This window comes from Morganella morganii H1r (assembly GCF_000633515.1).
GTDB classification, from domain to species: Bacteria; Pseudomonadota; Gammaproteobacteria; order Enterobacterales; family Enterobacteriaceae; genus Morganella; species Morganella morganii_B.
The window spans coordinates 202,780-223,287 of record NZ_AYMP01000010.1 but is presented as its reverse complement, the minus strand read 5'-3'; the positions used below and the strand labels follow the sequence as shown (position 1 = coordinate 223,287).

At 52.8% G+C, this 20,508-nt stretch carries 16 protein-coding genes; 10 read left to right on the top strand and 6 right to left on the bottom strand.

From position 1 onward, the window contains the following. The first annotated feature begins 94 nt into the window (after positions 1 to 94). From U868_RS0106200 to U868_RS0106190, 3 genes are read left to right on the top strand one after another with little or no spacing between them, the layout of a single operon-like run. Positions 95 to 1,513: an MBOAT family O-acyltransferase gene (locus U868_RS0106200; protein WP_025152535.1), complete on the top strand. Its 1,419-nt coding sequence runs from the start codon at positions 95 to 97 to the stop codon at positions 1,511 to 1,513. Beyond that, positions 1,500 to 2,690, top strand: coding sequence for an SGNH/GDSL hydrolase family protein (locus U868_RS0106195; RefSeq protein ID WP_025152534.1), 1,191 nt, complete (start codon positions 1,500 to 1,502; stop codon positions 2,688 to 2,690). The genes U868_RS0106200 and U868_RS0106195 overlap by 14 nt, the downstream gene beginning before the upstream one ends. After that, positions 2,656 to 3,879 (top strand): SGNH/GDSL hydrolase family protein, encoded by a 1,224-nt coding sequence (locus U868_RS0106190; protein WP_025152533.1) that lies wholly within the window; start codon positions 2,656 to 2,658, stop codon positions 3,877 to 3,879. Before U868_RS0106195 ends, U868_RS0106190 begins: the two co-directional genes overlap by 35 nt. A 46-nt stretch (positions 3,880 to 3,925) precedes the next feature. Here the strand turns inward: U868_RS0106190 and U868_RS0106185 are convergent, their stop codons facing one another. Further along, positions 3,926 to 5,827, bottom strand: a complete 1,902-nt coding sequence (locus U868_RS0106185; protein ID WP_025152532.1) for an ATP phosphoribosyltransferase regulatory subunit — start codon at positions 5,825 to 5,827, stop codon at positions 3,926 to 3,928. 422 nt (positions 5,828 to 6,249) lie between these two features. Between U868_RS0106185 and hdcC the strand changes: the two genes are divergently transcribed. The 4 genes from hdcC (at position 6,250) to hisS (ending at position 11,726) form a co-directional block, all read left to right on the top strand. Further along, positions 6,250 to 7,611, top strand: a complete 1,362-nt coding sequence (gene hdcC / locus U868_RS0106180; RefSeq protein WP_025152531.1) for a histidine-histamine antiporter — start codon at positions 6,250 to 6,252, stop codon at positions 7,609 to 7,611. A 50-nt stretch (positions 7,612 to 7,661) separates the two neighbouring features. Then, entirely contained in the window at positions 7,662 to 8,798 is a 1,137-nt protein-coding gene (locus tag U868_RS0106175) for a histidine decarboxylase (RefSeq protein WP_025152530.1), read from the top strand. A gap of 203 nt (positions 8,799 to 9,001) precedes the next feature. Then, complete coding sequence (locus U868_RS0106170) at positions 9,002 to 10,444, top strand: amino acid permease (RefSeq protein ID WP_025152529.1); 1,443 nt, start codon at positions 9,002 to 9,004, stop codon at positions 10,442 to 10,444. A 10-nt stretch (positions 10,445 to 10,454) separates the two neighbouring features. Continuing rightward, positions 10,455 to 11,726 (top strand): histidine--tRNA ligase, encoded by a 1,272-nt coding sequence (hisS, locus tag U868_RS0106165; protein ID WP_025152528.1) that lies wholly within the window; start codon positions 10,455 to 10,457, stop codon positions 11,724 to 11,726. A gap of 51 nt (positions 11,727 to 11,777) precedes the next feature. Here hisS and U868_RS0106160 read toward each other — a convergent pair whose 3' ends face one another. Beyond that, the gene (locus tag U868_RS0106160) at positions 11,778 to 12,515 is read right to left on the bottom strand and encodes a GntR family transcriptional regulator (protein WP_025152527.1); all 738 of its coding nucleotides are present in this window, start codon (positions 12,513 to 12,515) and stop codon (positions 11,778 to 11,780) included. A gap of 249 nt (positions 12,516 to 12,764) precedes the next feature. Here U868_RS0106160 and U868_RS0106155 point away from each other — a divergent pair, with 249 nt between their 5' ends. The 3 genes from U868_RS0106155 to U868_RS0106145 are packed head-to-tail and all read left to right on the top strand — an operon-like array spanning position 12,765 to position 16,147. Further along, the gene (locus tag U868_RS0106155) at positions 12,765 to 13,784 is read left to right on the top strand and encodes an ADP-ribosylglycohydrolase family protein (protein WP_240182679.1); all 1,020 of its coding nucleotides are present in this window, start codon (positions 12,765 to 12,767) and stop codon (positions 13,782 to 13,784) included. Beyond that, on the top strand, positions 13,781 to 15,181 hold the full coding sequence (locus U868_RS0106150; RefSeq protein ID WP_025152525.1) for a purine-cytosine permease family protein: 1,401 nt from the start codon (positions 13,781 to 13,783) through the stop codon (positions 15,179 to 15,181). Before U868_RS0106155 ends, U868_RS0106150 begins: the two co-directional genes overlap by 4 nt. A 9-nt stretch (positions 15,182 to 15,190) precedes the next feature. Continuing rightward, positions 15,191 to 16,147 carry a PfkB family carbohydrate kinase gene (locus U868_RS0106145; RefSeq protein ID WP_025152524.1) on the top strand — a complete coding sequence of 319 codons (957 nt, stop codon included), beginning with the start codon at positions 15,191 to 15,193 and terminating at the stop codon, positions 16,145 to 16,147. Between the two features lie 62 nt (positions 16,148 to 16,209). Here the strand turns inward: U868_RS0106145 and U868_RS0106140 are convergent, their stop codons facing one another. From U868_RS0106140 to gntR, 4 genes are all read right to left on the bottom strand, one after another. Beyond that, positions 16,210 to 17,271 (bottom strand): methyl-accepting chemotaxis protein, encoded by a 1,062-nt coding sequence (locus tag U868_RS0106140; protein ID WP_025152523.1) that lies wholly within the window; start codon positions 17,269 to 17,271, stop codon positions 16,210 to 16,212. Between the two features lie 169 nt (positions 17,272 to 17,440). Beyond that, positions 17,441 to 18,778: a gluconate transporter gene (gene gntU / locus U868_RS0106135; RefSeq protein ID WP_025152522.1), complete on the bottom strand. Its 1,338-nt coding sequence runs from the start codon at positions 18,776 to 18,778 to the stop codon at positions 17,441 to 17,443. Beyond that, positions 18,775 to 19,317, bottom strand: coding sequence for a gluconokinase (gene gntK, locus U868_RS0106130; RefSeq protein ID WP_004241234.1), 543 nt, complete (start codon positions 19,315 to 19,317; stop codon positions 18,775 to 18,777). Before gntK ends, gntU begins: the two co-directional genes overlap by 4 nt. 170 nt (positions 19,318 to 19,487) lie before the next feature. Further along, positions 19,488 to 20,483, bottom strand: coding sequence for a gluconate operon transcriptional repressor GntR (gntR, locus tag U868_RS0106125; RefSeq protein ID WP_025152521.1), 996 nt, complete (start codon positions 20,481 to 20,483; stop codon positions 19,488 to 19,490). Positions 20,484 to 20,508: the final 25 nt, after the last annotated feature.

Below are 20,508 nucleotides of genomic sequence, written 5' to 3'. Positions count from 1 at the left end.
CTTATCATCATTCTTATTGAATCGTGGTTGATAACTTATATTATACTCATCACGCTAATTATGATATTCCCAACAAGCCTGCACAGAGCCTGATATGAATTTCTTTTCATTTGAATTTCTTGCCTCCTTTACTGCCTTTTTTCTGGTTTACTGGCTCTGTCAAAAAAAGACCCGTTTACAGAATATCCTTTTAATTACGGCGAGTTATCTGTTTGTTTTCTCATTTCAGGCAAGCTTCGCGTATGTGCTGGCCGGGTATACCCTGTTTATTTATCTGCTGACAAATGTTCTGAGCAGCCGCCTGTCCGCCCGCGCGGTATACACCCTGCTGGCAGCAGGGATTATCGGCTGTTTTACGGTGTTCAAATACTACGGGTTTATGCAGGAATCACTGCAAAGTGCGCTGCTGCAGGCTGGTGTGGAGGCTGAGCTGCCGGTGCTTTCGGTACTGGCGCCGCTGGGCTTATCCTTCTACGCTTTCCATTCCGTCAGTTATGTGGTGTCGGTCTGCCGCAAAGAGATTGAAAAAGCCCCCTTTTTGGATGTGGTGCTCTATCTCTGCTTCTTCCCGAGCATTGTCGCCGGCCCGATAAACCGCGCCAAAGCATTCATGCCGCAAATACAGGCAATCTCACGGGAAATTATTGATTACAAAAAAGCCCTGTTACTGATCATCCTGGCGATGGTGAAACTGTTTTTATTCAGTGCTTATCTGTCAGAAAACTTCGCCAATCCGGTCTTCAGTTCGCCGGTCAATTACAGCGCCGGGGAGATTCTGGTGGCGGTGTACGCCTATGCCTGGAATATCTATTTCAACTTCTCCGGTTACACCAACCTGGTCACCGGGATTGCCATGCTGATCGGTTTCAGGGTACCGCTTAACTTCAATGCGCCGTACCTTGCCACCAACCTCAAAGAGTTCTGGGCACGCTGGCACATCAGTCTGTCTACCTTTATCCGTGATTATATTTATATCCCGCTCGGCGGTAACCGCAAGGGCTGGCTGCGGATGAACCTCAACGCCTTTATCGCCATGGTGATTTCCGGGATCTGGCACGGTGCCGGGCTGCCGTTTATCATCTGGGGTGCACTGCACGGACTGGGGATTGTGCTGATGAATATCAAACACAAACTGCTGCCGCCGCGTACTGACCCTGCAGAGACACTGTGGCAGAAAACCGGGGTCTGGATCGCCCGGATTTTCACCTTTCATATACTCTGCCTGACCTGGATTTTCTTCCGCAGCGCCACGCTCAGTGATGCCGTCACCATGCTGACACAACTGACCGCTGACGGCTTTATTGCCTCTGTCATGACCAGTGCGCCGCTGATTATCGCCTTCTGGCTGCTGCTGTTTATTTATCCGCAGTGTGTCAGTCTGTATCACCGCGCCGGACACTATTACCGGCGGATCCCGTGGTTCTGGTATCCTTTACCGCTGGCACTCTTTATGACGCTGGTCTTTATTTTCTCTCCTTCAGGCATGCCGGGTTTTATCTATGCGAATTTTTGATTTTACCGAAAATCTCGAACGGGCACTGAAGGTCGTCTTTATTGTGCTGACAGCAGCTGTGGCGCTGGTCTGGCTGAACCAGAACCCGCTGGCCCGGTACTGGGAACAGACTTACCACCAGCCTGCGCCGTGGGCGAAGCTGGAGGGGCATTACGGATGGGATCTCGGGGGTTACCTTCAGGAAGGCGTGGTGGCGGCCGGAGAGACATTGTGGACCTATGCACAGGGCAACCATATCGTTGAGGAAACGGAAGAGGCTGTTCCGGGCAATACCGCGTTTCCGGAGGAGTTTCAGGTCGGGCTGCATTTTATCAACGGCTACCGTTATCCGGCTGCCGCGCTGTCTGTGACCTTCCCTGAACTGCTGAACCGGGAACGTCCGGCAACCGGCAGTCCGGTACTGAAGCTGAATCCGGAACAGATTGCAGAACACATACTGACGAAAAAAGTACCGAAATCACGAATTGCTCTGGAAGCCGGAGATAAAGTTTTCTTCGTCGGCGATTCCCTCATGCAGGGGGTTGCGCCTGTGTTACAATCCCGTCTGGCCAAAACCTACGGTATTGAAAGCATCAACCTCAGCAAGCAGAGTACCGGTCTGACGTATCCGAAGTTTTTCAACTGGCCGGAGACTATCAAAACCACGCTGGCCGCCAACCCGGATATCCGCCTGATGGTGGTTTTCCTCGGCCCGAATGACCCGTGGGACATGCCGCCGGAAGGCGGCGGGCGCTATCTGCGCTTTATGTCGCCGGAGTGGGAGGCGCAGTATCGTAAACGGATTCAGGATATTCTGTTAACGGCCCGGATACAGGATGTGGACGTCATCTGGATAGGACCGCCGAATATGCGCAAAGACAAGCTGTCAGGTGGTGTACACTATCTGAGCGGGATCTATCAGTCGGAAATTAATAATGCCGGTGAAATCTGGTTATCCGCGAATACCATTTTCAAATATCAGGATAAGATCTATTCAGATTACCCCGGTGACGGCAGCAGCACTATCAAGCTGCGCAGCGGCGACGGTATTCACTTTACCTACAAAGGTCAGAAAGCCATCGCTGACACGGTATTTGATCTGATTAAATTTAATGCTGCGCCGGAGGAAACCCCGGCGGCGCAGGAAAAAACAGAACTACATGATGAAACAACAAAAACGCCCGTCGTGGCACCTTAAACCGGCCGGTGCGATAGCCCTGTTTGCCGCAGCGCTTTCCCTGCTCTCCTGCCAGAACGATTCGGATAAACAGTGGATACAGCCGCAGACACCACCGCCGGTGTCGCGCAATGATCTGACCAACTACGGCGATCCGAACCTCAGCCGCCTGGCACACCGCCTGCGGGATCCGTCTGCGCGTGTTCATATTGTCCAGATTGGAGATTCTCACACCGCAGCGGATTTTTTCTCCGGCACGCTGCGTGACAAATTCCAGGCGCGTTACGGCAATGCGGGGATCGGCTTTGTGCCGCCGAGCATTATCGCCGGACAGCGTACGGCAAACTTTGTCTTCACCGAGCCGAAAAAACAGTGGTCATTCCTGACCAGCCGCAAAGATGATGCACCGAATTTCCCGCTGGGCGGCTTTATTATTTCGCCGCTGACCTCACACAGCACCCTGACGATGAAAGAGCGTAACCCGTCCTCTTATCAGTATGATATGCAGGTGCTGTACCAGACCGGTTATCCTGCCTCCGTTGCGGTACGCGGCGGCAAAGGCGGCACGCTGAACCTGGCACCGTCCTCCGCGTGGCGTTTTTCTGACAGTGTGCCGGTGACCTTCCCGGCAGAGATCACGGCGAACGAACAGAGCCCGCTGAATATCGGCGGCTGGTTTATCACCCGCAACCATCCGGGCGTGATGCTCTCGTCTGTCGGTATCAACGGCGCGACAATTGCCATGACGGAAAAATGGCTGCCGCAGTGGGTGAATACCCTGGCGCAGACCGATCCGGAAATGGTGATCCTGGCTTACGGCACCAATGAAGCCTTTAATGACACGCTGGATTTGGATCTCTACCGTCAGCAGCTGACCAATGCCGTGCGCAGCATCCGCAGCACCATGCCGGACGCGGTGATCCTGCTGGTCGGCCCGGGCGACAGTATCAAGAACAAAACCGCACCTGACTGCCGCTCACAACAACCTGCCAATCTGCACAATGTGATACGGATCCAGCAGTCTGTTGCAAAAAGTGAAGGCTTACTCTACTGGGACTGGCAGCAGTTCATGGGAGGGGATTGTGCAATCAACAGCTGGGTGCTGCGTGATCTCGCACGGCCGGACAAAGTCCATCTCTCCGGCCCGGGTTATGAGAAGAGTGCCACCGCACTCTATAACGCCCTGGAATCGCTCCTCAGCCAACAGTAACCGGTTCTCCCGCAGATAAGCTGAGTTATCTGCGGATCCTTTCTCCTCAGCCGTTTACGCTGTGTCCCAGTACCCCGATCATGGCATTCTCATTCACAAACTGAATCATGCCGTTGTCTTTATCGGTCAGTTCCAGTTCTTTATCGTCCTCTGACGGCACCACAATGATAAAACGGCTGCCGTTACGCTCGGCGTTCCTGCGGCAGGTACTGATCCGCATCCCCGAGCAGTCATTCTTAATGGTGAAATGCGGGAACAGGATTCTCAGACGGCGACCGACCATCAGCGCATGACCGGCAGCGCGGGTGTTTTCCGGGATCAGCACCACATCGGTCGCGTTCTGACGCAGCAGTTGTTTGTGGCATTTGCGGATCAGGAAAATAATCGGGTCGAGCATAAAGGCAAAACCGCTGACCGCCACCTCTTTATCCAGCAGATGTGACGCACTGGCATCATAGCGCCCGCCGCGGCATAACAGCTCATCGTGGCTGTCCGGATGCGTGGTGCGCCATTCAAACAGAGTATGGCAGTAATTATTTACCGGATACAGCCCCGGCGTCACACTGTACGGAATTTTCAGACGGTTGAGGGATTCCAGCAGCTGACGGAAGCGGGCGGCGGAAGTCTCAGAGAGAAATTCACTGAGCCGGGGGGCTTTTTTATTAACGATATCCAGCAGCTTGTGCGGTACGGATAATAACTGCTCCGGTTTATCTTTCAGTTTCACCAGCCACGGCTCCTCAAAGAACGGCAGAAACGGCTGATAATAGTCTCTCAGTGCCTGACGGAAATGACTGAATTCATCTTCGCTGCCAACGGTATTTATTTTTAATTCAATGTACGGCGTGAGATGTAATGAACTGAAAAAATCATACTGCATTAAAATATGCTCCAGCTCGATATCAATATTATCGTAACCGAACGCTTCCACACCGATCTGGTGATATTGTTCAAAATCCTGTTTCTGACCGGCCACATTGCGGAACATCGCACCGATATACCATAACTTACTTTTTGACTGTAAACGCTGATGCTGCGCAATCACCCGCAGACAACCCATCGTCCCCTCACCGCGCAGCAGTGCCGGATGGCTGCAGTTAAGTTTGGGCCCGTTATGGTTATCATCCGCAAACGCAGCAGTATTCTTCATATGGTCATCCCAGTACTCCAGCAGCGGAAAGCGGATTTCCTGATAACAATAGCGTGCCAGCAGCTTCGAGGCCCGGTTTTCCAGCCAGATCCAGTCCGCCACATCATTACTGTAATGTTTGCGCGGCCGTCCGCTGTGATGCGGGCGCACTGTCCGGTTCACTTCAAATTCCAGTTTCTGGCAATACTGGTTGGTACCTAGCACGCAATTCTGATTCAGACAGATTTGAATCCGCTCAATAACAGACTGGCTGATGGTGGTATACAAAAAATGCTGGTAATGGATCCCGCGCTCTTCCGGTGTTTTGCCTAATTGCAAATAACACTGGTGTTCAGTCATTCTCGGAATAGTACATTCCCCGGTGTTATGACCGTAGCTGGAATAATTTAAGTTATGTTTATCATTATTTGATGACTGGTCGGATGTGAATGTATCAACATATTGAGAGACCAAAAGAAAATAGGAATTTGCTTCAATCAGACAGCTGTTATAACGCCGATCCCATAATGCACCGGTACGCTGATATTTATTATTGTAATAAGGAACATACTGGCGTCCGATGTGCTGGATAAAGCGGCTTAAGTCTTCTTTTGATTTTGGTGTCAGCAGCAACAATACCGTATCAGCCTTAAGTGAATAGGCATGAAGCTCGCAATCATATGATTCTAAAGACCTGTCCACACAGGTCAGGAAACGGGTGTAATCATTCTCTTCCTGAAAGAGCTTTTCATGATTGTGTCCGTTAAGTTTAATCAGCTGTGGTAATCCCGGAAAGTAAAGGCGCTCTCTTCTTGGCATAGGTCAGCGCTCCAATCGCTAAAAATAATCAATTTATCTAATGAGTAATATAATATAAAACCGGTTTTATTATTTTAACTCATATCATAAAACCCGTTTTTATTTCTGAATGCCATTCTTTTTTATCGTATTGAAAAAAGTATATTTATTTTTTACTTAACCGCTTTGTTAATTCACATATGACAAAAGTAAAATAATAACCACACCAAAAGTTGGATTATTCACGCCAAAAAAGGGGGACAGAGTCACTTACGGAAAAACGGCACATAAAATATTCATTTTCAGCTGAAACTGTTATAGAAGCGCTGTTTTTTTGATCTATATCAAATTTAGAACGACATTTAAAAATTAAGTTTCCCCTATCTCGGTAATTGTCATCGGGTGCACCTTTCCAATTAAACAATCATTACAGGAAAAGCATTATGGGAAACATGAGTGCCAGTTCCGCCCATAAAATGGGGGTGGTCGCGCTGACCCTGGTAACCGCATCAAATATGATGGGTTCCGGTGTGTTCATGCTGCCGACTAACCTCGCGGGCGTCGGTTACATCTCCTTATGGGGATGGTTATTTACAATCATTGGTGTTATCGCATTAGCATTAGTTTTCGCCAAAACCAGTCTTATCACACCGCGTAACGGCGGTATCGTGGCTTACGCCAGCGATGCTTTCGGTCCGTTTATCGGTTTCCAGACCACTGTTTGTTACTGGATCAGTGCCTGGGTCGGTAACGTCGCGCTGCTGGTTGCCGGTGTCGGCTACCTCAGCTACTTCTTCCCTGAACTGAAAAACCCGGCTATCGGCAGTGTCGTTGCTATCGCGATTCTGTGGGGCTTCGTGGTATTAGCCAGCTTCGGTGCCCGTGTCGCCGGCCGTGCGCAGTCATTCACTGCAAGCTGCATGCTGGTTGTTGTCCTGGGTGTCGGTGTGATCGGCTGGTTCTGGTTCGATCCGCAGATGTTCTCTCAGGTTTATAACGGTACCGGTAAAAGCGATACCACAGCCATTATCACTGCAGCGTCTATCGCACTGTGGGGCTTCCTGGGTGTTGAATCTGCTGTGGTTTCCAGCGGCCAGGTCGATAAACCTGAATACACTGTTCCGCGTGCAACCGTTTATGGTCTGCTGATTGCGTCAGTCTGCTACGTCGGCAGCTGCACCGTTATCATGGGTCTGGTTCCGCATGAAGAACTGGTTAACTCTGCCGCACCGTTTGCGGATGCTGCCCGTTACATGTTCGGTGAAACTGCCGGTACTGTTGCGTCTATCCTGAGTATCATCGCCTGCTTCGGTTCTATCTCCGGCTGGTTAATCCTGCAGTCTGAAGGTCCGCGTGCCGGTGCCGATCAGGGTCTGTTCCCTAAATTCTTCTCTGATGTGAACAAAAATGACGTTCCGATGAAAAGCCTGATTTTCACCGGTGTGCTGATGAGCCTGGTGCTGTTAATGACCGCGTCACCAAACCTGGCCAAACAGTTCGAAATCGTCATCCTGATGTCTGTCTTCGCATCTCTGCTGCCATACATGTATGCACTGATTTCTCTGCCAATCATCATGGTTTCCAAAAAAATGAACCGCGGCAGAACCTTCATTTTCTATAACGTCCTGGTGGTTATCGGCATTATCTACTGTGTCTTTGCCCTGTTAGGTTCCGGTTCTGATTCTATGTTCTGGGGTCTGGTCATGATGTCAATCACTATCCCGCTGTTCAGCTTCGTGGCCGCAGGCCGTGCGAAAAAAGGCAACGATATCCTGTACATCAATGACGAACAAAACAAAGCGTGATTTGCTCCGCTTCACAGTCTTCAATTTTGAAAAACAAGAGGTAATTAAGTATGACTCTGTCTATCAATGATCAAAACAAACTTGATGCATTCTGGGCTTATTGCGTAAAAAACCAGTATTTCAACATCGGTTATCCTGAATCAGCGGATTTCGATTACACCAATCTGGAACGCTTCTTACGTTTCTCCATCAACAACTGCGGTGACTGGGGCGAATATTGCAACTACCTGCTGAACTCTTTCGATTTCGAGAAAGAAGTGATGGAGTATTTCGCAGACCTGTTCAAAATTCCGTTTGAACAAAGCTGGGGTTATGTGACCAACGGCGGTACCGAAGGTAACATGTTCGGTTGCTACCTGGGCCGTGAAATCTTCCCTGACGGTACGCTGTACTATTCAAAAGACACTCACTATTCCGTTGCGAAAATCGTTAAATTACTGCGTATCAAATCTCAGGTTGTTGAATCTCAGCCAAACGGCGAAATCGACTATGACGATCTGATGAAAAAAATCGCTGACGATAAAGAAGCGCATCCGATTATCTTCGCTAACATCGGTACCACTGTCCGCGGTGCTATTGATGATATCGCTGAAATCCAGAAACGTCTGAAAGCAGCCGGTATCAAACGTGAAGATTACTACCTGCACGCTGATGCGGCACTGAGCGGCATGATCCTGCCATTCGTTGATGATGCACAGCCATTCACATTTGCTGACGGTATCGACTCCATCGGTGTTTCCGGCCACAAAATGATTGGTTCGCCAATCCCTTGCGGTATCGTTGTTGCGAAGAAAGAAAACGTAGACCGTATTTCTGTTGAAATCGACTACATTTCCGCACACGACAAAACCATCACCGGTTCACGTAACGGTCACACACCACTGATGCTGTGGGAAGCTATCCGTTCACATTCAACTGAGGAATGGAAACGCCGTATCACCCGCAGTCTGGATATGGCTCAGTATGCTGTTGACCGTATGCAGAAAGCCGGTATCAATGCATGGCGCAACAAGAACTCCATCACTGTTGTGTTCCCTTGCCCGTCAGAACGCGTCTGGAGAGAACATTGCCTGGCAACTTCCGGCGACGTGGCTCACCTGATCACCACCGCGCACCATCTGGATACCGCGCAGATCGACAAACTGATCGACGACGTTATCGCGGATTTTAACTTACACGCGGCATAAAAAAAGGCAGTGGTAAATATCCACTGCCCCCTTACGGTTCGTTGCCGGCGCAGACGCCAATCCTGCCGGCAACGCTCTCTAACCTATACAGCGACACAGGATGATGCAAGAAAAAAGACCAAAAAACACGGCTCAGTTCTCTGATCGTGAGATTTTTTGCTCCCTCATCCGCAGCTGGAGTATTTCTGTGAGGACAAAATGGTATGGTTCCCAATGGTAAATCCACCCACCGCATGGGCCTGACAGCCCTGATCATTATGACGGCTTCCAATATGATGGGAAGCGGCGTGTTTATGTTACCCTCCTCCCTCGCGCATATCGGTTCCATCGCGCTGTGGGGCGGACTGCTGACCTTCTGCGGCGTGCTGGCACTGGCGCTGGTGTTCGCCAAGACCGGTGAAATCTCCCCCTGTAAAGGCGGTGTGATTGCCAACATCGGCCGGACATTCGGGCAGTATATCGGGTTACAGACATCACTTTTTTACTGGCTTTCGACCTGGATAGGCAACTGTGCCTTACTGATCTCCGGTGTCGGTTATCTCTCTTATTTCTTTCCGCAGCTTCACACTCCGCTTTACGCCGCTATTACCGCTATTATTATTCTCTGGGCTTTCGTTCTGCTGGGTTTGCAGGGCGCAAAAGTCGTCGGCTATGCGCAGATTTTTACCGGCCTTTGTATGCTCACCGTTATTCTGAGCATCAGTATTTTCGGCTGGACCAGTTTTGATTACACACGTTATATCACCAGTTTTAATGTTACTCAGACCAGTAACACAGATGCTATTTTTGCCGCCGCCGCCATTTCGCTGTGGGGCTATCTGGGAATTGAATCCGCGTCGGTTTCATCCGCCCAGGTGATTCATCCGCACCGCAATATTCCGCTGGCCACGATTATCGGGCTGGTGATTGCCGCCACCTGCTATCTCAGTTCCACCAATGTCATGATGGGGATCCTGCCCCACGAACAGCTTGTTAACTCCACCGCGCCGTTTGCGGATACCGCCCGTTATCTGTGGGGCGAACATGCGGGACAGATTATCTCTGCGCTCGCGATTATTGCCTGCTTCGGCGCACTGCCGGGCTGGCAGATTTTACAGACTGAAGTTCCCCGTTCTGCGGCGGAAGAAGGCACATTCCCGCGTTTTTTTGCCGATGTGAACCGCCACGGCGTGCCGTATAAAGGGCTGATTTGTACCGCCGGGATGATGAGCGCCGTGCTGCTGCTCACCATCTCGCCAAGCCTGGAACAGCAGTTCCGCAACATCATTATTCTTGCGGTGTCCGCCAGTCTGATCCCGTATGCGTTTGCAGTGATTTCCCTGCCGATCGCCATGATCGCCAAAAAAATGCAGTACGGGCGCACCTTTATTATTTACGCCACTCTGAGCCTGATTGGTCTGGGATTTATTATGGTCGCGCTGACAGGCGCCGGTACCAAACCGCTGTTCTGGGGCATGGTACTGCAAATGGTGACCATTCCGCTGTATCTGTTTTTTATTATGCGCCGTGAAAAAAACACTACTGATCCCCGTCCCGGGCTCGCCCTGTCGTACATCCCGGGGATCTGCACTGAGCAGACCGCTGAGATGGCGTTATCGGCTGACAATGATGACAGCCGGAATTTCTCACAGAGAAACTGTATATAGAGGACTAAAAATGGAAAAGATTCAGTCAATCAGAGGGATGAGAAGTGTGCTTCCGGAAGAAACACCGGTCTGGCAGTGGCTGGAAAACCGGATCCGGAATATCACTTCCCGCTACGGCTATCAGGAGGTCAGGCTGCCGATTCTCGAACCGGTTGCCCTGTTTGAGCGCGCGGTCGGTGAATCCACCGATATCGTCTCAAAAGAGATGTATAACTTCCTCGATAAAAGCGGCGAGCACATCACCCTGCGTCCGGAAGGTACCAGTGGTTGCGTCCGGACCGTGATTGAGAACAACATGTGCTACAACACCACGCAGCGCCTGTGGTATCAGGGCCCGATGTTCCGTTATGAGCGCCCGCAGAAAGGCCGTCTGCGCCAGTTCACCCAGTTCGGGGTGGAAACCTTCGGCATGCCGGGGGCAGATGTGGATGCCGAGCTTATCTTTATGGTGAAAGATATCTTTAAGGCGCTCGGTGTGGATAAGCACGTCCGCCTGGAGATTAACTCCCTCGGGACACCGGAAGAACGTTCAGAGCACCGTCAGCAGCTGGTGAATTACTTTATGCAGCACAAAGCGCTGCTGGATGAGGACAGCCTGCGCCGTCTGGAAACCAACCCGCTGCGTATCCTGGACAGCAAAAATCCGGATATGCAGGAGATGATCGAAGCGGCACCACGCCTGCTGGACTTCCTCGGTGAGGAGTCACAACAGCACTTTGATGAGCTGCGCCGCCTGCTGGACAGCGAAAACATTGCCTATGTGGTCAATCCGCGTCTGGTACGCGGGCTGGATTACTACACCCGCACCGTGTTTGAGTGGATCACAGAAGAGCTGGGGTCACAGGGGACAGTCTGCGGCGGCGGCCGTTATGATGGTCTGGTTGAATTATTCAGCGGCAAACAGTTACCGGCTTCCGGGTTTGCTATCGGGATCGAACGGCTGTTACTGCTGATCCAGACCCTCGGCCTGGATAAAGCGATTGTCAATCAGCCGGATATTGTGGTGACGTATGAAGATCCGGCACAGAATGTGGAAGCTCTGTTACTGGCTAACACACTGCGCCATCAGTTACCGCAATATAAAATTCTGAATGATTTCACCCGTGCCAAACTGAAGCGCCAGCACAGCAGCGCACTGAAATCCGGCTGCCGTTACATTGTGACGCTCAACCGTGACGGACAGATAGGCTTGTGGGATCTTACCGCGAACACCAATGAAACGGTGACCACAGACACACTCGCCAATGCGTTACTGAATAAAACCATCACCGCGATGGCCTGACAAACAGGAATAAAACTTAAATAAAGCACTGTTTTCACAGTGCTTTTTCTTTCATGCTTTTACCGTAAAGTGAAAATGGTAAAAATCACTGCGGCAGATAGCCGTGCCGTACTCCAGCACTCTGCCCAGCTTGTCGCGGCTTCTGAGGATAATTTTCATCAGTGAGGCAGTCGGCGGAATAGCAAGCAATTTTGCCTCCTCCGCAGCCGGATGACAGATAGAGAGTGCATACTCCTGCACATCCGGCTCAATCCCCTGCGCCAGCCAGTGCGCATACAGAGAGCCGTCCAGCAGATCAGGGCGCGGCAAAAAGGCTTCCGGGATAAACATGGTTTCCAGCGAGACCGGAATATCATCCACCAGCCGGACACGTTTGATCACCGCCATGGTATCACCTGCGGATAATTCCAGTTCAGAGGCCAGTGAGTCCGGTACAGAGTCCAGCTGACGAATAAGCCACCGGCTGGACACCTTACCGCTGCCGGCGGCCTGCGCGGAAAAACCACCGCCGGACAGATTGTACTGCACCGGCAGATTAATCTGCGTGCCCTTGCCGTGATGTTTCACCACCAGCCCCTGTTTCAGCAGCAAGTCCAGTGCTTTTACCACCGTCACGCGGGATACCCCCAGCGACTGTGACAAACGGCGCTCGGACGGCAGAACACAACCGTGCGTCAGCTGCTTTTGTGTGATGGCTTCTTCAATGCTTTGTTTCAGCTGAAGATATAACGGAACGGTTGATTGCTGATCAAGCCTGTACTGTAAAAAAGTGAGAAAATCGTGTTCCACAAATAGGTTCCTGTCATGCTGCGGATAACGGCTGAAAACAGTGTAGCAACTTTTGTGTCCGCTATCACATACTGATTAAAATCAATTCAACTGGACTACAACTGGACTTATTTGTCGTCTATTATATACTCTATAAAGATAAAGGCTCCGCAGCAGTTTTATACCAATAATACAGTTTGTTGTTTTTCATTCATTCAACACCAGTCCAGATAATAATAAATGACACAATCAGCAGCAGTCCCGTTAAATGTGACAGAAAAACGTATTCTCGGTTGTCTTTACGGGCAGGCAACCGGAGATGCGATGGGCATGCCGTCGGAACTCTGGCCGAAGAGCCGGGTCCGTCAGCACTTCGGCTGGATTAATACCTTCCTGCCGGGCCCTGAGGAGAATATTGCCGCCAACGAGTTTGTTGCCGGGGAATTTACCGATGATACCAGTCAGTGTGTTGCCCTGATGGATGCCATTATTGAGGAGCACGGTGCGGTCGTCCCGCAGACTATCGCCCGTCACATCATGGCGTGGGCCACCCGGATAAAGGCATTTGAAAAAAATATTCTGGGGCCGACATCAAAAGCTGCGCTGAATGCCATACACCAGGGAATACCTTTAGATAAAATAGAGGCAAATGGTGTGACCAACGGTTCCGCGATGCGTGTCGCGCCCGTCGGTTGCCTGATGCCATCATATAATACAGATCGTTTTATTGAGCAGGTCAGGCTCTCATGTCTGCCGACCCACAAATCCGATATCGCCATTGCCGGTGCTGTCGTGATTGCGCGGGCCGTCAGTCTGGCTGTTGAGGGCACTGACTGGTCTGCGATAAAACAGGCTGTCATACCGCTGGCTGACACTGTTCAGCGCCGGTTTGAGTCCACCTTCAGCCCGCTGCTGGGCCGGAGAATAATGTACGCCCTCAATGTGGTCCGCGGGCGCACGGATGAAGAGCAGGCACTGACCGATCTCTATGAGATAGTCGGTGCCGGTATGGATAATATTGAATCTATCCCGTGTGCAATTGCACTCGCGGATTTAGCCAACACCAATCCCGTACGCTGTGCGGTACTGGCTGCAAATCTGGGCGGCGACACGGACACCATCGGTGCCATGGCAACGGCCATCTGCGGCGCAATTCACGGCATTGACAGTTTTGATGCTGACAGTATCGCATTGATAAATCATACAAATAATATCGATTTTACGCCGTATGCCCGCCGTCTGGCACAGTTCAGACAGGAGTATGCCGCGACGAACAGGATGATGTCATGAGTCAGCAATCTGTCCCTTCAGCGTTGAACAACACCGATCCGACCATCGAAGAACTGGGGATCGGCCTGATCCCCCCTTCCAGACAGACCAAAAAACCCGCCGAACTGTTCTTTGTCTGGTGTGCCGCTAATATCGGTATTCTCGGTGTGGTCTACGGCGCAATTATTGTGTCGTTCGGGCTTTCCTTCTTTCAGTCGGTTTTAGCGGCAGTGGTTGGTGTCGCCTCCTTTATTTTAGTGGGGATCACCAGTATCGCCGGTAAAATCGGCCGGACCACCACCCTCACCCTTTCCCGCGCCAGCTTCGGCAAAAGCGGTAATATCGCACCGACCGCTTTCTGCTGGTTTAACCTGATGGGCTGGGAAGCGGTGAATATCATCACCGGTACTCTGACACTGGCGGCGCTGTTTACCGCCATCGGGCTGGGAAGCGGACACCTGATGACAGCTGTTGCGCTGGTATTATTCGGCGGGCTGACGGTGCTGGTCAGTATTCTCGGGCAGAACACCGTTTTGCTGATGCAGAAATGGATCACGCGGATTTTCGGGGCAATGACCCTGTTTGTCGTGCTCTGGCTGCTGGCGACCGCAGACTGGCAGGCGCTGATCAGCCGTCCTTCCGGTAACTGGATCACCGGTTTCCTGCCTGCGGTGTCCATTATCGCCGCCGGCACCGGGATCAGCTGGGCGATTGCCGGGGCAGATTACAGCCGCGACCAGAGCCCGTCCTCATCCCACAGCCGTATTTTCGCCTCGGTGGTCGGCGGGGCCGCGCTTCCTCTGTTGCTGCTGATCCTGACCGGTATTCTGCTGACCGCGCAACTGCCTGATCTGGCAGCGGAAGAGAACCCGGTTGCCGCAATCGGCGGGCTGCTGCCGTCCTGGATGGCCGTGCCGTATCTGGCTGCTGCGGTGGCCGGGATTGTCACTATCGCGGTACTCAGCCTCTATTCCGCCAGTCTCAACCTGCTGAGCATGGGGATCAAACTCAAACAGCGCACCGCCGTTGCCCTTGATGGCGTGATTGTACTGGCGATCGCGATTTATGTTCTGTTTGTTTCCGGTGATTTCCTCGGGCCGTTTATTTCATTCCTGGTCTTCTGCGGATTGTTCCTGGCCTCCTGGGCGGCGATTTTTATCACCGATTACTACTGCAAACACAAAACAGCCGGTTACGACGACGTTTCACTCTACGGCGACACCGGGGTTATCCTGCCGACCTTCCTGTGCTGGCTCGGCGGCTCGGTTGCCGGGCTGCTGGTCACGAAGACAGGCTTTATTAACGGGCCGTTTGCCACCGGTGTGTTTGAAAATTCCAGTCTGGGGCTGTTTGTCTCCTTCCTGGTGAGCATGGCGGCGTACCGCCTGACACTGATGATGAAACCGGTACGGAGTTAATCTGAACAGATGGATGTATCGTTACTGACACCACAGCGCCCGGTCGTGGTTATCGGCGCGGCTTTCGGTGATGTGATGCTGGAAGTGAATGCCCTGCCGCGCAGCGGGGATGATATCAGCGCCCTGCCGCTCGGGCAGCAGATCGGCGGCTGCGCCTTTAATGTCGCCCGTGCCCTGAGTCGTCTCGGCATTGTGCCGGTCAGCGGTATTCCCGCCGGCAACGGCAGCTGGGGAAAACAGGTCACTGCCGCGATGGAAAAGGAAAATCTGCCGGTTCTGCTGCGCCATCCGTCACACGATAACGGCTGGTGTCTGGCGCTGGTCGAGGAAAGCAAAGAACGCACATTCATCACCATCGAAGGCTGTGAACAGCACTGGAGTGAAGAACTGCTCGCCCAAATCCCGGTGCCGGACAATGCCCTGATTTATGTTTCCGGTTACGAGCTGGTCAGTCCGGAAAGCGCGCCGCTGCGTAACTGGCTGCTGGCGCAGAGTGAGGATAAAACCCTGTTTGCGGATTTCGGTCCGCGTCTGCGGGATATTGATCCGGACTTTATTGAAAAGCTGCTGGCGAAAAAGCCGCTGCTGACCGTCAACCGTGATGAGCTGGCGCAGCTCAATCCGCAGGGCGGAAAACAGTCTGAGATACAGACAGATGATGCGCAGGCCTTTGCCGACAGCTACGGCCTGCCGCTGATCGCCCGCTTTGATAAAGAAGGGGCTGTGGTCTGCCAGCCGGGACAACAACCGGTCAGAATCCCGGCCTTTACCGTACCGGTGGCCGACACCATTGCCGCCGGAGACAGCCACTGCGCCGGTGTTCTCGCCGGTCTGGCCTGCGGACAACCGCTCACCGATGCCGTACAGACCGGTAATGCGGTGGCAGCCATTGTGGTCAGTCGTCCGGGATCTGACGGCGCCCCCACCCGCACGGAACTGTGTAATTTTTTACGTCATCACCCCTGAAACACCGCCCGTTTACCCGACAGCGATGTTCACTCAGCCCCCGGATTCCGGGGGTTTTTCTTTCAGTAACTAATCGATGCCAGCAGGTCATCGATGTTTTCGATCACCGCACGGCTGGCTTCTTCCATGGCCGTTAAATGCAGCTCCTCATCATGAAGTGAGCCCTGCGCCCTGGCTTCCAGCGCCAGACGCCCGGAAAGATGCACCAGCCGGTGCGGCCTTTCCAGTTTCCGGTAGGCATCATGGCCGGTAAACTGCTGTCCGTCGTCCGCGTAATACCATTTGCCGAGACGGCACTGTGTGTGGTCATTAACCGATAAATCCGCGTTTCCGTCCAGCAGGCGGCGGTAGATATCCCCTTTCCAGATAACGTGATCCAGCTTGACGGTATTAAGAAACTGCTGAACCGCCACAAACCGGATGATCGCTTCCATCCGCGAGGAACTGGTGATCATATTCTGTAAGCGATCCTCGGCCTGCACCGCGATATCGCGGATGCTGCTCACCAGCTTCTGATTATCTTCCGCATCCGTATAAATCGCTTTGGCATGTGATTTTATTTTGCCGGTAAATGCAGTGATATTGACGGCTTCGTCCTGAATTTCACCGGATAACTGTTTTATCTCGCGGGCGATAACTGAAAACCCGGCCCCCCGGCTGCCGACATGAGAAGCTTCAATCGCCGAGTTAACCGCCAGCAGATTAGTCTGGTTGGAAAGGCGTTCGATATTATTAATGTTCTGATTAATCTGTCCCAGCACAGAGACCAGTTTTTGCGTGTAATCAAGCCCCTTATCCGCGTGCTCACTGATATCATCCAGCACACTGCACAGCTCCTGCATATAGCGGCGTGTTTCGCTGTTATGCAGCGCGATTTCATCCAGTGTGCCCTGCTCCCCGGCAAGCCGGATGCCGGAATCCAGCAGGGAGTTGCGGATAATCTCTATCGCCGCGATCCCATCCAGCAAATGACGGCACAGAATTTCACCGTGATAGTGCTGCTGTTCATCCGTATTTCCCGTCATCACGTGCTCTGACGGCGCCGGATAAACCGCCGGTTCCTCCCAGAAGACAACTGGCTGTTTTTTTTGTAAAAACATCCATTTTTTCATTATATTCAGCATGTTAATTCCGGTTAAGACAGATAATACAACTCAGGGAAATAGCGCGGATTGCCGCCGGGGTCAAATTGACTATCGGCGGAAAAAACAGAGGCTTTATGCAGACGGCGGGAAGTGATAAAAACGGCAGCGGATTTTAATAACCCGCTGCCGGAAAGTGAAAACAGCGATATTACAGGAAGGCGAAGAACAACATACCGACGATGGCACCGGTGGTGCCGAGGATGGTTTCCATCAGCGTCCAGGTTTTCAGGGTTTGTGCTTCAGTCGCGCCGGTAAATTTCCCGAACAGCCAGAAGCCGGAGTCGTTCACGTGGCTCAGTACAATAGAGCCGCCCGCGATACAGACAGACAGAGCCGCCAGCTGTGCGCCGGAATAGCCCAGCTCACCGATAACCGGCAGCACCAGACCAACGGTGGTCAGACAGGCAACGGTTGCAGAGCCCTGGATCACACGAACTGCAGCGGAGAGAATAAAGCAGGCAGCTGCAATCGGCAGCCCCGCACCAATCAGGGATTCACCCAGCGCAGGACCCACACCGGAATCCACCAGCACCTGTTTGAACACACCACCGGCACCGGTCACCAGCAGGATAATCCCGGCAGGCTGAATAGCGGCAGAGCAGATTTCCATGACTTTATTGCGGCTCATGCCACGGCGGATTGCCAGGCCGTAAATCGCCACCAGACAGGCAATCAGGATCGCGAGGAACGGGTGTCCGATAAACACCAGCCAGGCGTGCAGTTTTGAATCCGGATCCACCATCGGCGCAGCAATAGTCTTCAGACCGACCAGCACCAGCGGGAACAGCACCAGCGCCAGACTCAGGCTGAACGATGGCATTTTGTGTTGTCCGAGAGCCGGTTCAGTCAGATCTTCCGGCAGCTCCAGGGTGACAAACTTACTGATAAAGTTACCGAACAGGGGTCCCGCCAGGATCATACCCGGGATCGCCGCACACAGGCCGATCAGGATCATCCAGCCGAAATCCGCATCCATCTGGTCTGCCAGCAGCATCGGAGTCGGCCCCGGCAGCAGGAAGCAGGCAGCAGCGGCCACACCGGCAAACAGCGGGATAGCCAGGCGCACCACATTACCGCCGGTACGGCGGGCAACAGCAAAAACCACGCCGATCAGCAGCACAATCGCCACATCAAAAAACAGCGGCAGAGCACAGATAAGCCCGGCGATCCCCAGCGCGTAATGCGCCCGTTTTTCACCGAAAGAATTCAGCAGCTTGACGGCTATCTGGTCGAGTGCGCCGGTTTCATGCAGGATTTTACCGAACATCGCCCCGAGCGCGACCACTATAGCCAGGAAACCGAGCGTGCCGCCCATGCCGTTCTGCATGGTCTGTGTGATCTGCTCCAGCGGCATGCCGGAGAACAGCCCCGCGCCGATAGCCACAATCATCAGCGCCACAAAGGCGTGCAGCCGCGCCACCATCACCAGGAACAGCAGCAGTAATACCGACCCGGCGGCGGTTAACACCAGGGTTAATGTTGTCATGACTGACCTCCGGAAACCTGTCTGATAATCTGAACCGCGCCCGCAATCACATCCTCAAGCGGCGGCTGAATGTCCAGCACCTGCACATCCTGCTCTGCGGCAGTGTCCGGTGCTTCTAAGGTATCGAACTGAGTGATCAGCATTTCCGGTTTGAAGAAATGCCCTTTGCGGGCTTTCAGGCGGCTTTCGATCAGCTCAAAATCCCCTTTCAGCCAGATAAATGACAGGTTTTTATTCTGACGGCGCAGAATATCGCGGTAGCTTTTTTTCAGCGCCGAACAAACAATCACCGAAAGCTCATTGGTCCGCTGCATAGCAAAAATCGCGTCATTGATGGCTTTCAGCCACGGTTCGCGATCGGCATCATTCAGCGGGTGCCCGGCCGCCATTTTTTCGATATTGGCACGCGGATGCAGGTAATCCCCGTCCAGAAAGGCCGCATTCAGCCCGGTTGCAACCCCGTTAGCCACAGCGGATTTTCCGCAGCCGGAAACCCCCATCAAAACAAAGGCGTGATGTGGTTTTTGGCTATCACTCATAACAATTCCTCTTATGCGGTCATTATCACCGGATATGTTACCGGTAACTATTACCGGTAACATTACCAACGGATATGGTTACAATGCAATCAAACACTGTTTTCAGATGAATAAATTGTGACAGTTATCTCAAACGAAATTCCTGTCACATCAGGAGGGGCCGGGAGCCGTTAAATACTCTCTCCCGGTAATAATTCGAAGCCGACATCCACTATCTGCTGAGGCGGCAGTTCACCGCGCAGACGCGCCAGCAGTACTTCTGCCGCACGGCGTCCCATCAGGTCACGCGGTGTGAGGACACTCGCCAGTTTCGGGGTCATCACACGGCCGACATCATGGCCGTGGAACCCGGCAACCGCCAGATCCTGCGGAATGCGGATCCCAAGGCGCTGGCACTCAAAAACAGCACCGATCGCAAGGTCATCGTTGGTACAGAACAACCCGTCAGCATCCGGATAATCGGCTCTGACCTGGTGCAGTTGTCTCGCCCCGAGCGAATAGGATGAACTTTCCTGCGTCATCACACTACCCGGCTCGAGCCCGGCGTCCCGCATGGCCTGTTCATAGCCCTGAAGACGCATGAATGTCCGTTCGTCATGACGTGCGCCGAGGTAAATCACACGGCGGCAGCCACGCGCAATCATGGCCTGCGTCATTTCAGACGCGGCACGCATGTTATCCAGCCCGACGGCGGAATCATAGCAGGGGGAAACGCTGTCCATCAGCTCAACCACCGGAATACCGGCGGTGGCCAGCATTTTCAGGGTGCGCGGGGTGTGAGAGCGTTCGGCCAGGATCAGGCCGTCGATATTGTAGGACAGCAGGGAGACCAGGCGATCTTCTTCTTTCTCCGCCTGATAGCCGTAGTGTGCCAGCATCGTCTGATACCCGGCGGCATCCGTCACGGTTTCGATACCGCGGATCACTTCCGCAAACACCTGGTTGGTCAGCGAGGGCAGCAGCACGCCGATAGCCCGGCTGGTGGCGTTGGATAAAATATCCGGCACCCGGTTCGGGATATACCCCAGTTCATCGAGGGTACGGGCAATGGTGCCGCGCAGTTTTTCGGAAACCTGTTCAGGGTTGCGCAAAAAGCGGCTGATAGTCATTTTGGTTACACCAACGCGGTCAGCCACGTCCTGTAACGAAGGGCGTTTTTTCTTCATAGTGCTTATCTTAATACAGACTGGT

What these genes read in the sequence shown, in the direction of transcription:
- U868_RS0106185 (WP_025152532.1), bottom strand. Translation starts at nt 5,827, where the DNA reads ATGCCAAGAAGAGAGCGCCTTTACTTTCCGGGATTACCACAGCTGATT.
- hdcC (WP_025152531.1), top strand. Translation starts at nt 6,250, where the DNA reads ATGGGAAACATGAGTGCCAGTTCCGCCCATAAAATGGGGGTGGTCGCG.
- U868_RS0106170 (WP_025152529.1), top strand. Translation starts at nt 9,002, where the DNA reads ATGGTTCCCAATGGTAAATCCACCCACCGCATGGGCCTGACAGCCCTG.
- U868_RS0106195 (WP_025152534.1), top strand. Translation starts at nt 1,500, where the DNA reads ATGCGAATTTTTGATTTTACCGAAAATCTCGAACGGGCACTGAAGGTC.
- U868_RS0106190 (WP_025152533.1), top strand. Translation starts at nt 2,656, where the DNA reads ATGAAACAACAAAAACGCCCGTCGTGGCACCTTAAACCGGCCGGTGCG.
- hisS (WP_025152528.1), top strand. Translation starts at nt 10,455, where the DNA reads ATGGAAAAGATTCAGTCAATCAGAGGGATGAGAAGTGTGCTTCCGGAA.
- gntU (WP_025152522.1), bottom strand. Translation starts at nt 18,778, where the DNA reads ATGACAACATTAACCCTGGTGTTAACCGCCGCCGGGTCGGTATTACTG.
- U868_RS0106140 (WP_025152523.1), bottom strand. Translation starts at nt 17,271, where the DNA reads ATGCTGAATATAATGAAAAAATGGATGTTTTTACAAAAAAAACAGCCA.
- gntK (WP_004241234.1), bottom strand. Translation starts at nt 19,317, where the DNA reads ATGAGTGATAGCCAAAAACCACATCACGCCTTTGTTTTGATGGGGGTT.
- U868_RS0106175 (WP_025152530.1), top strand. Translation starts at nt 7,662, where the DNA reads ATGACTCTGTCTATCAATGATCAAAACAAACTTGATGCATTCTGGGCT.
- U868_RS0106145 (WP_025152524.1), top strand. Translation starts at nt 15,191, where the DNA reads ATGGATGTATCGTTACTGACACCACAGCGCCCGGTCGTGGTTATCGGC.
- U868_RS0106150 (WP_025152525.1), top strand. Translation starts at nt 13,781, where the DNA reads ATGAGTCAGCAATCTGTCCCTTCAGCGTTGAACAACACCGATCCGACC.
- gntR (WP_025152521.1), bottom strand. Translation starts at nt 20,483, where the DNA reads ATGAAGAAAAAACGCCCTTCGTTACAGGACGTGGCTGACCGCGTTGGT.
- U868_RS0106200 (WP_025152535.1), top strand. Translation starts at nt 95, where the DNA reads ATGAATTTCTTTTCATTTGAATTTCTTGCCTCCTTTACTGCCTTTTTT.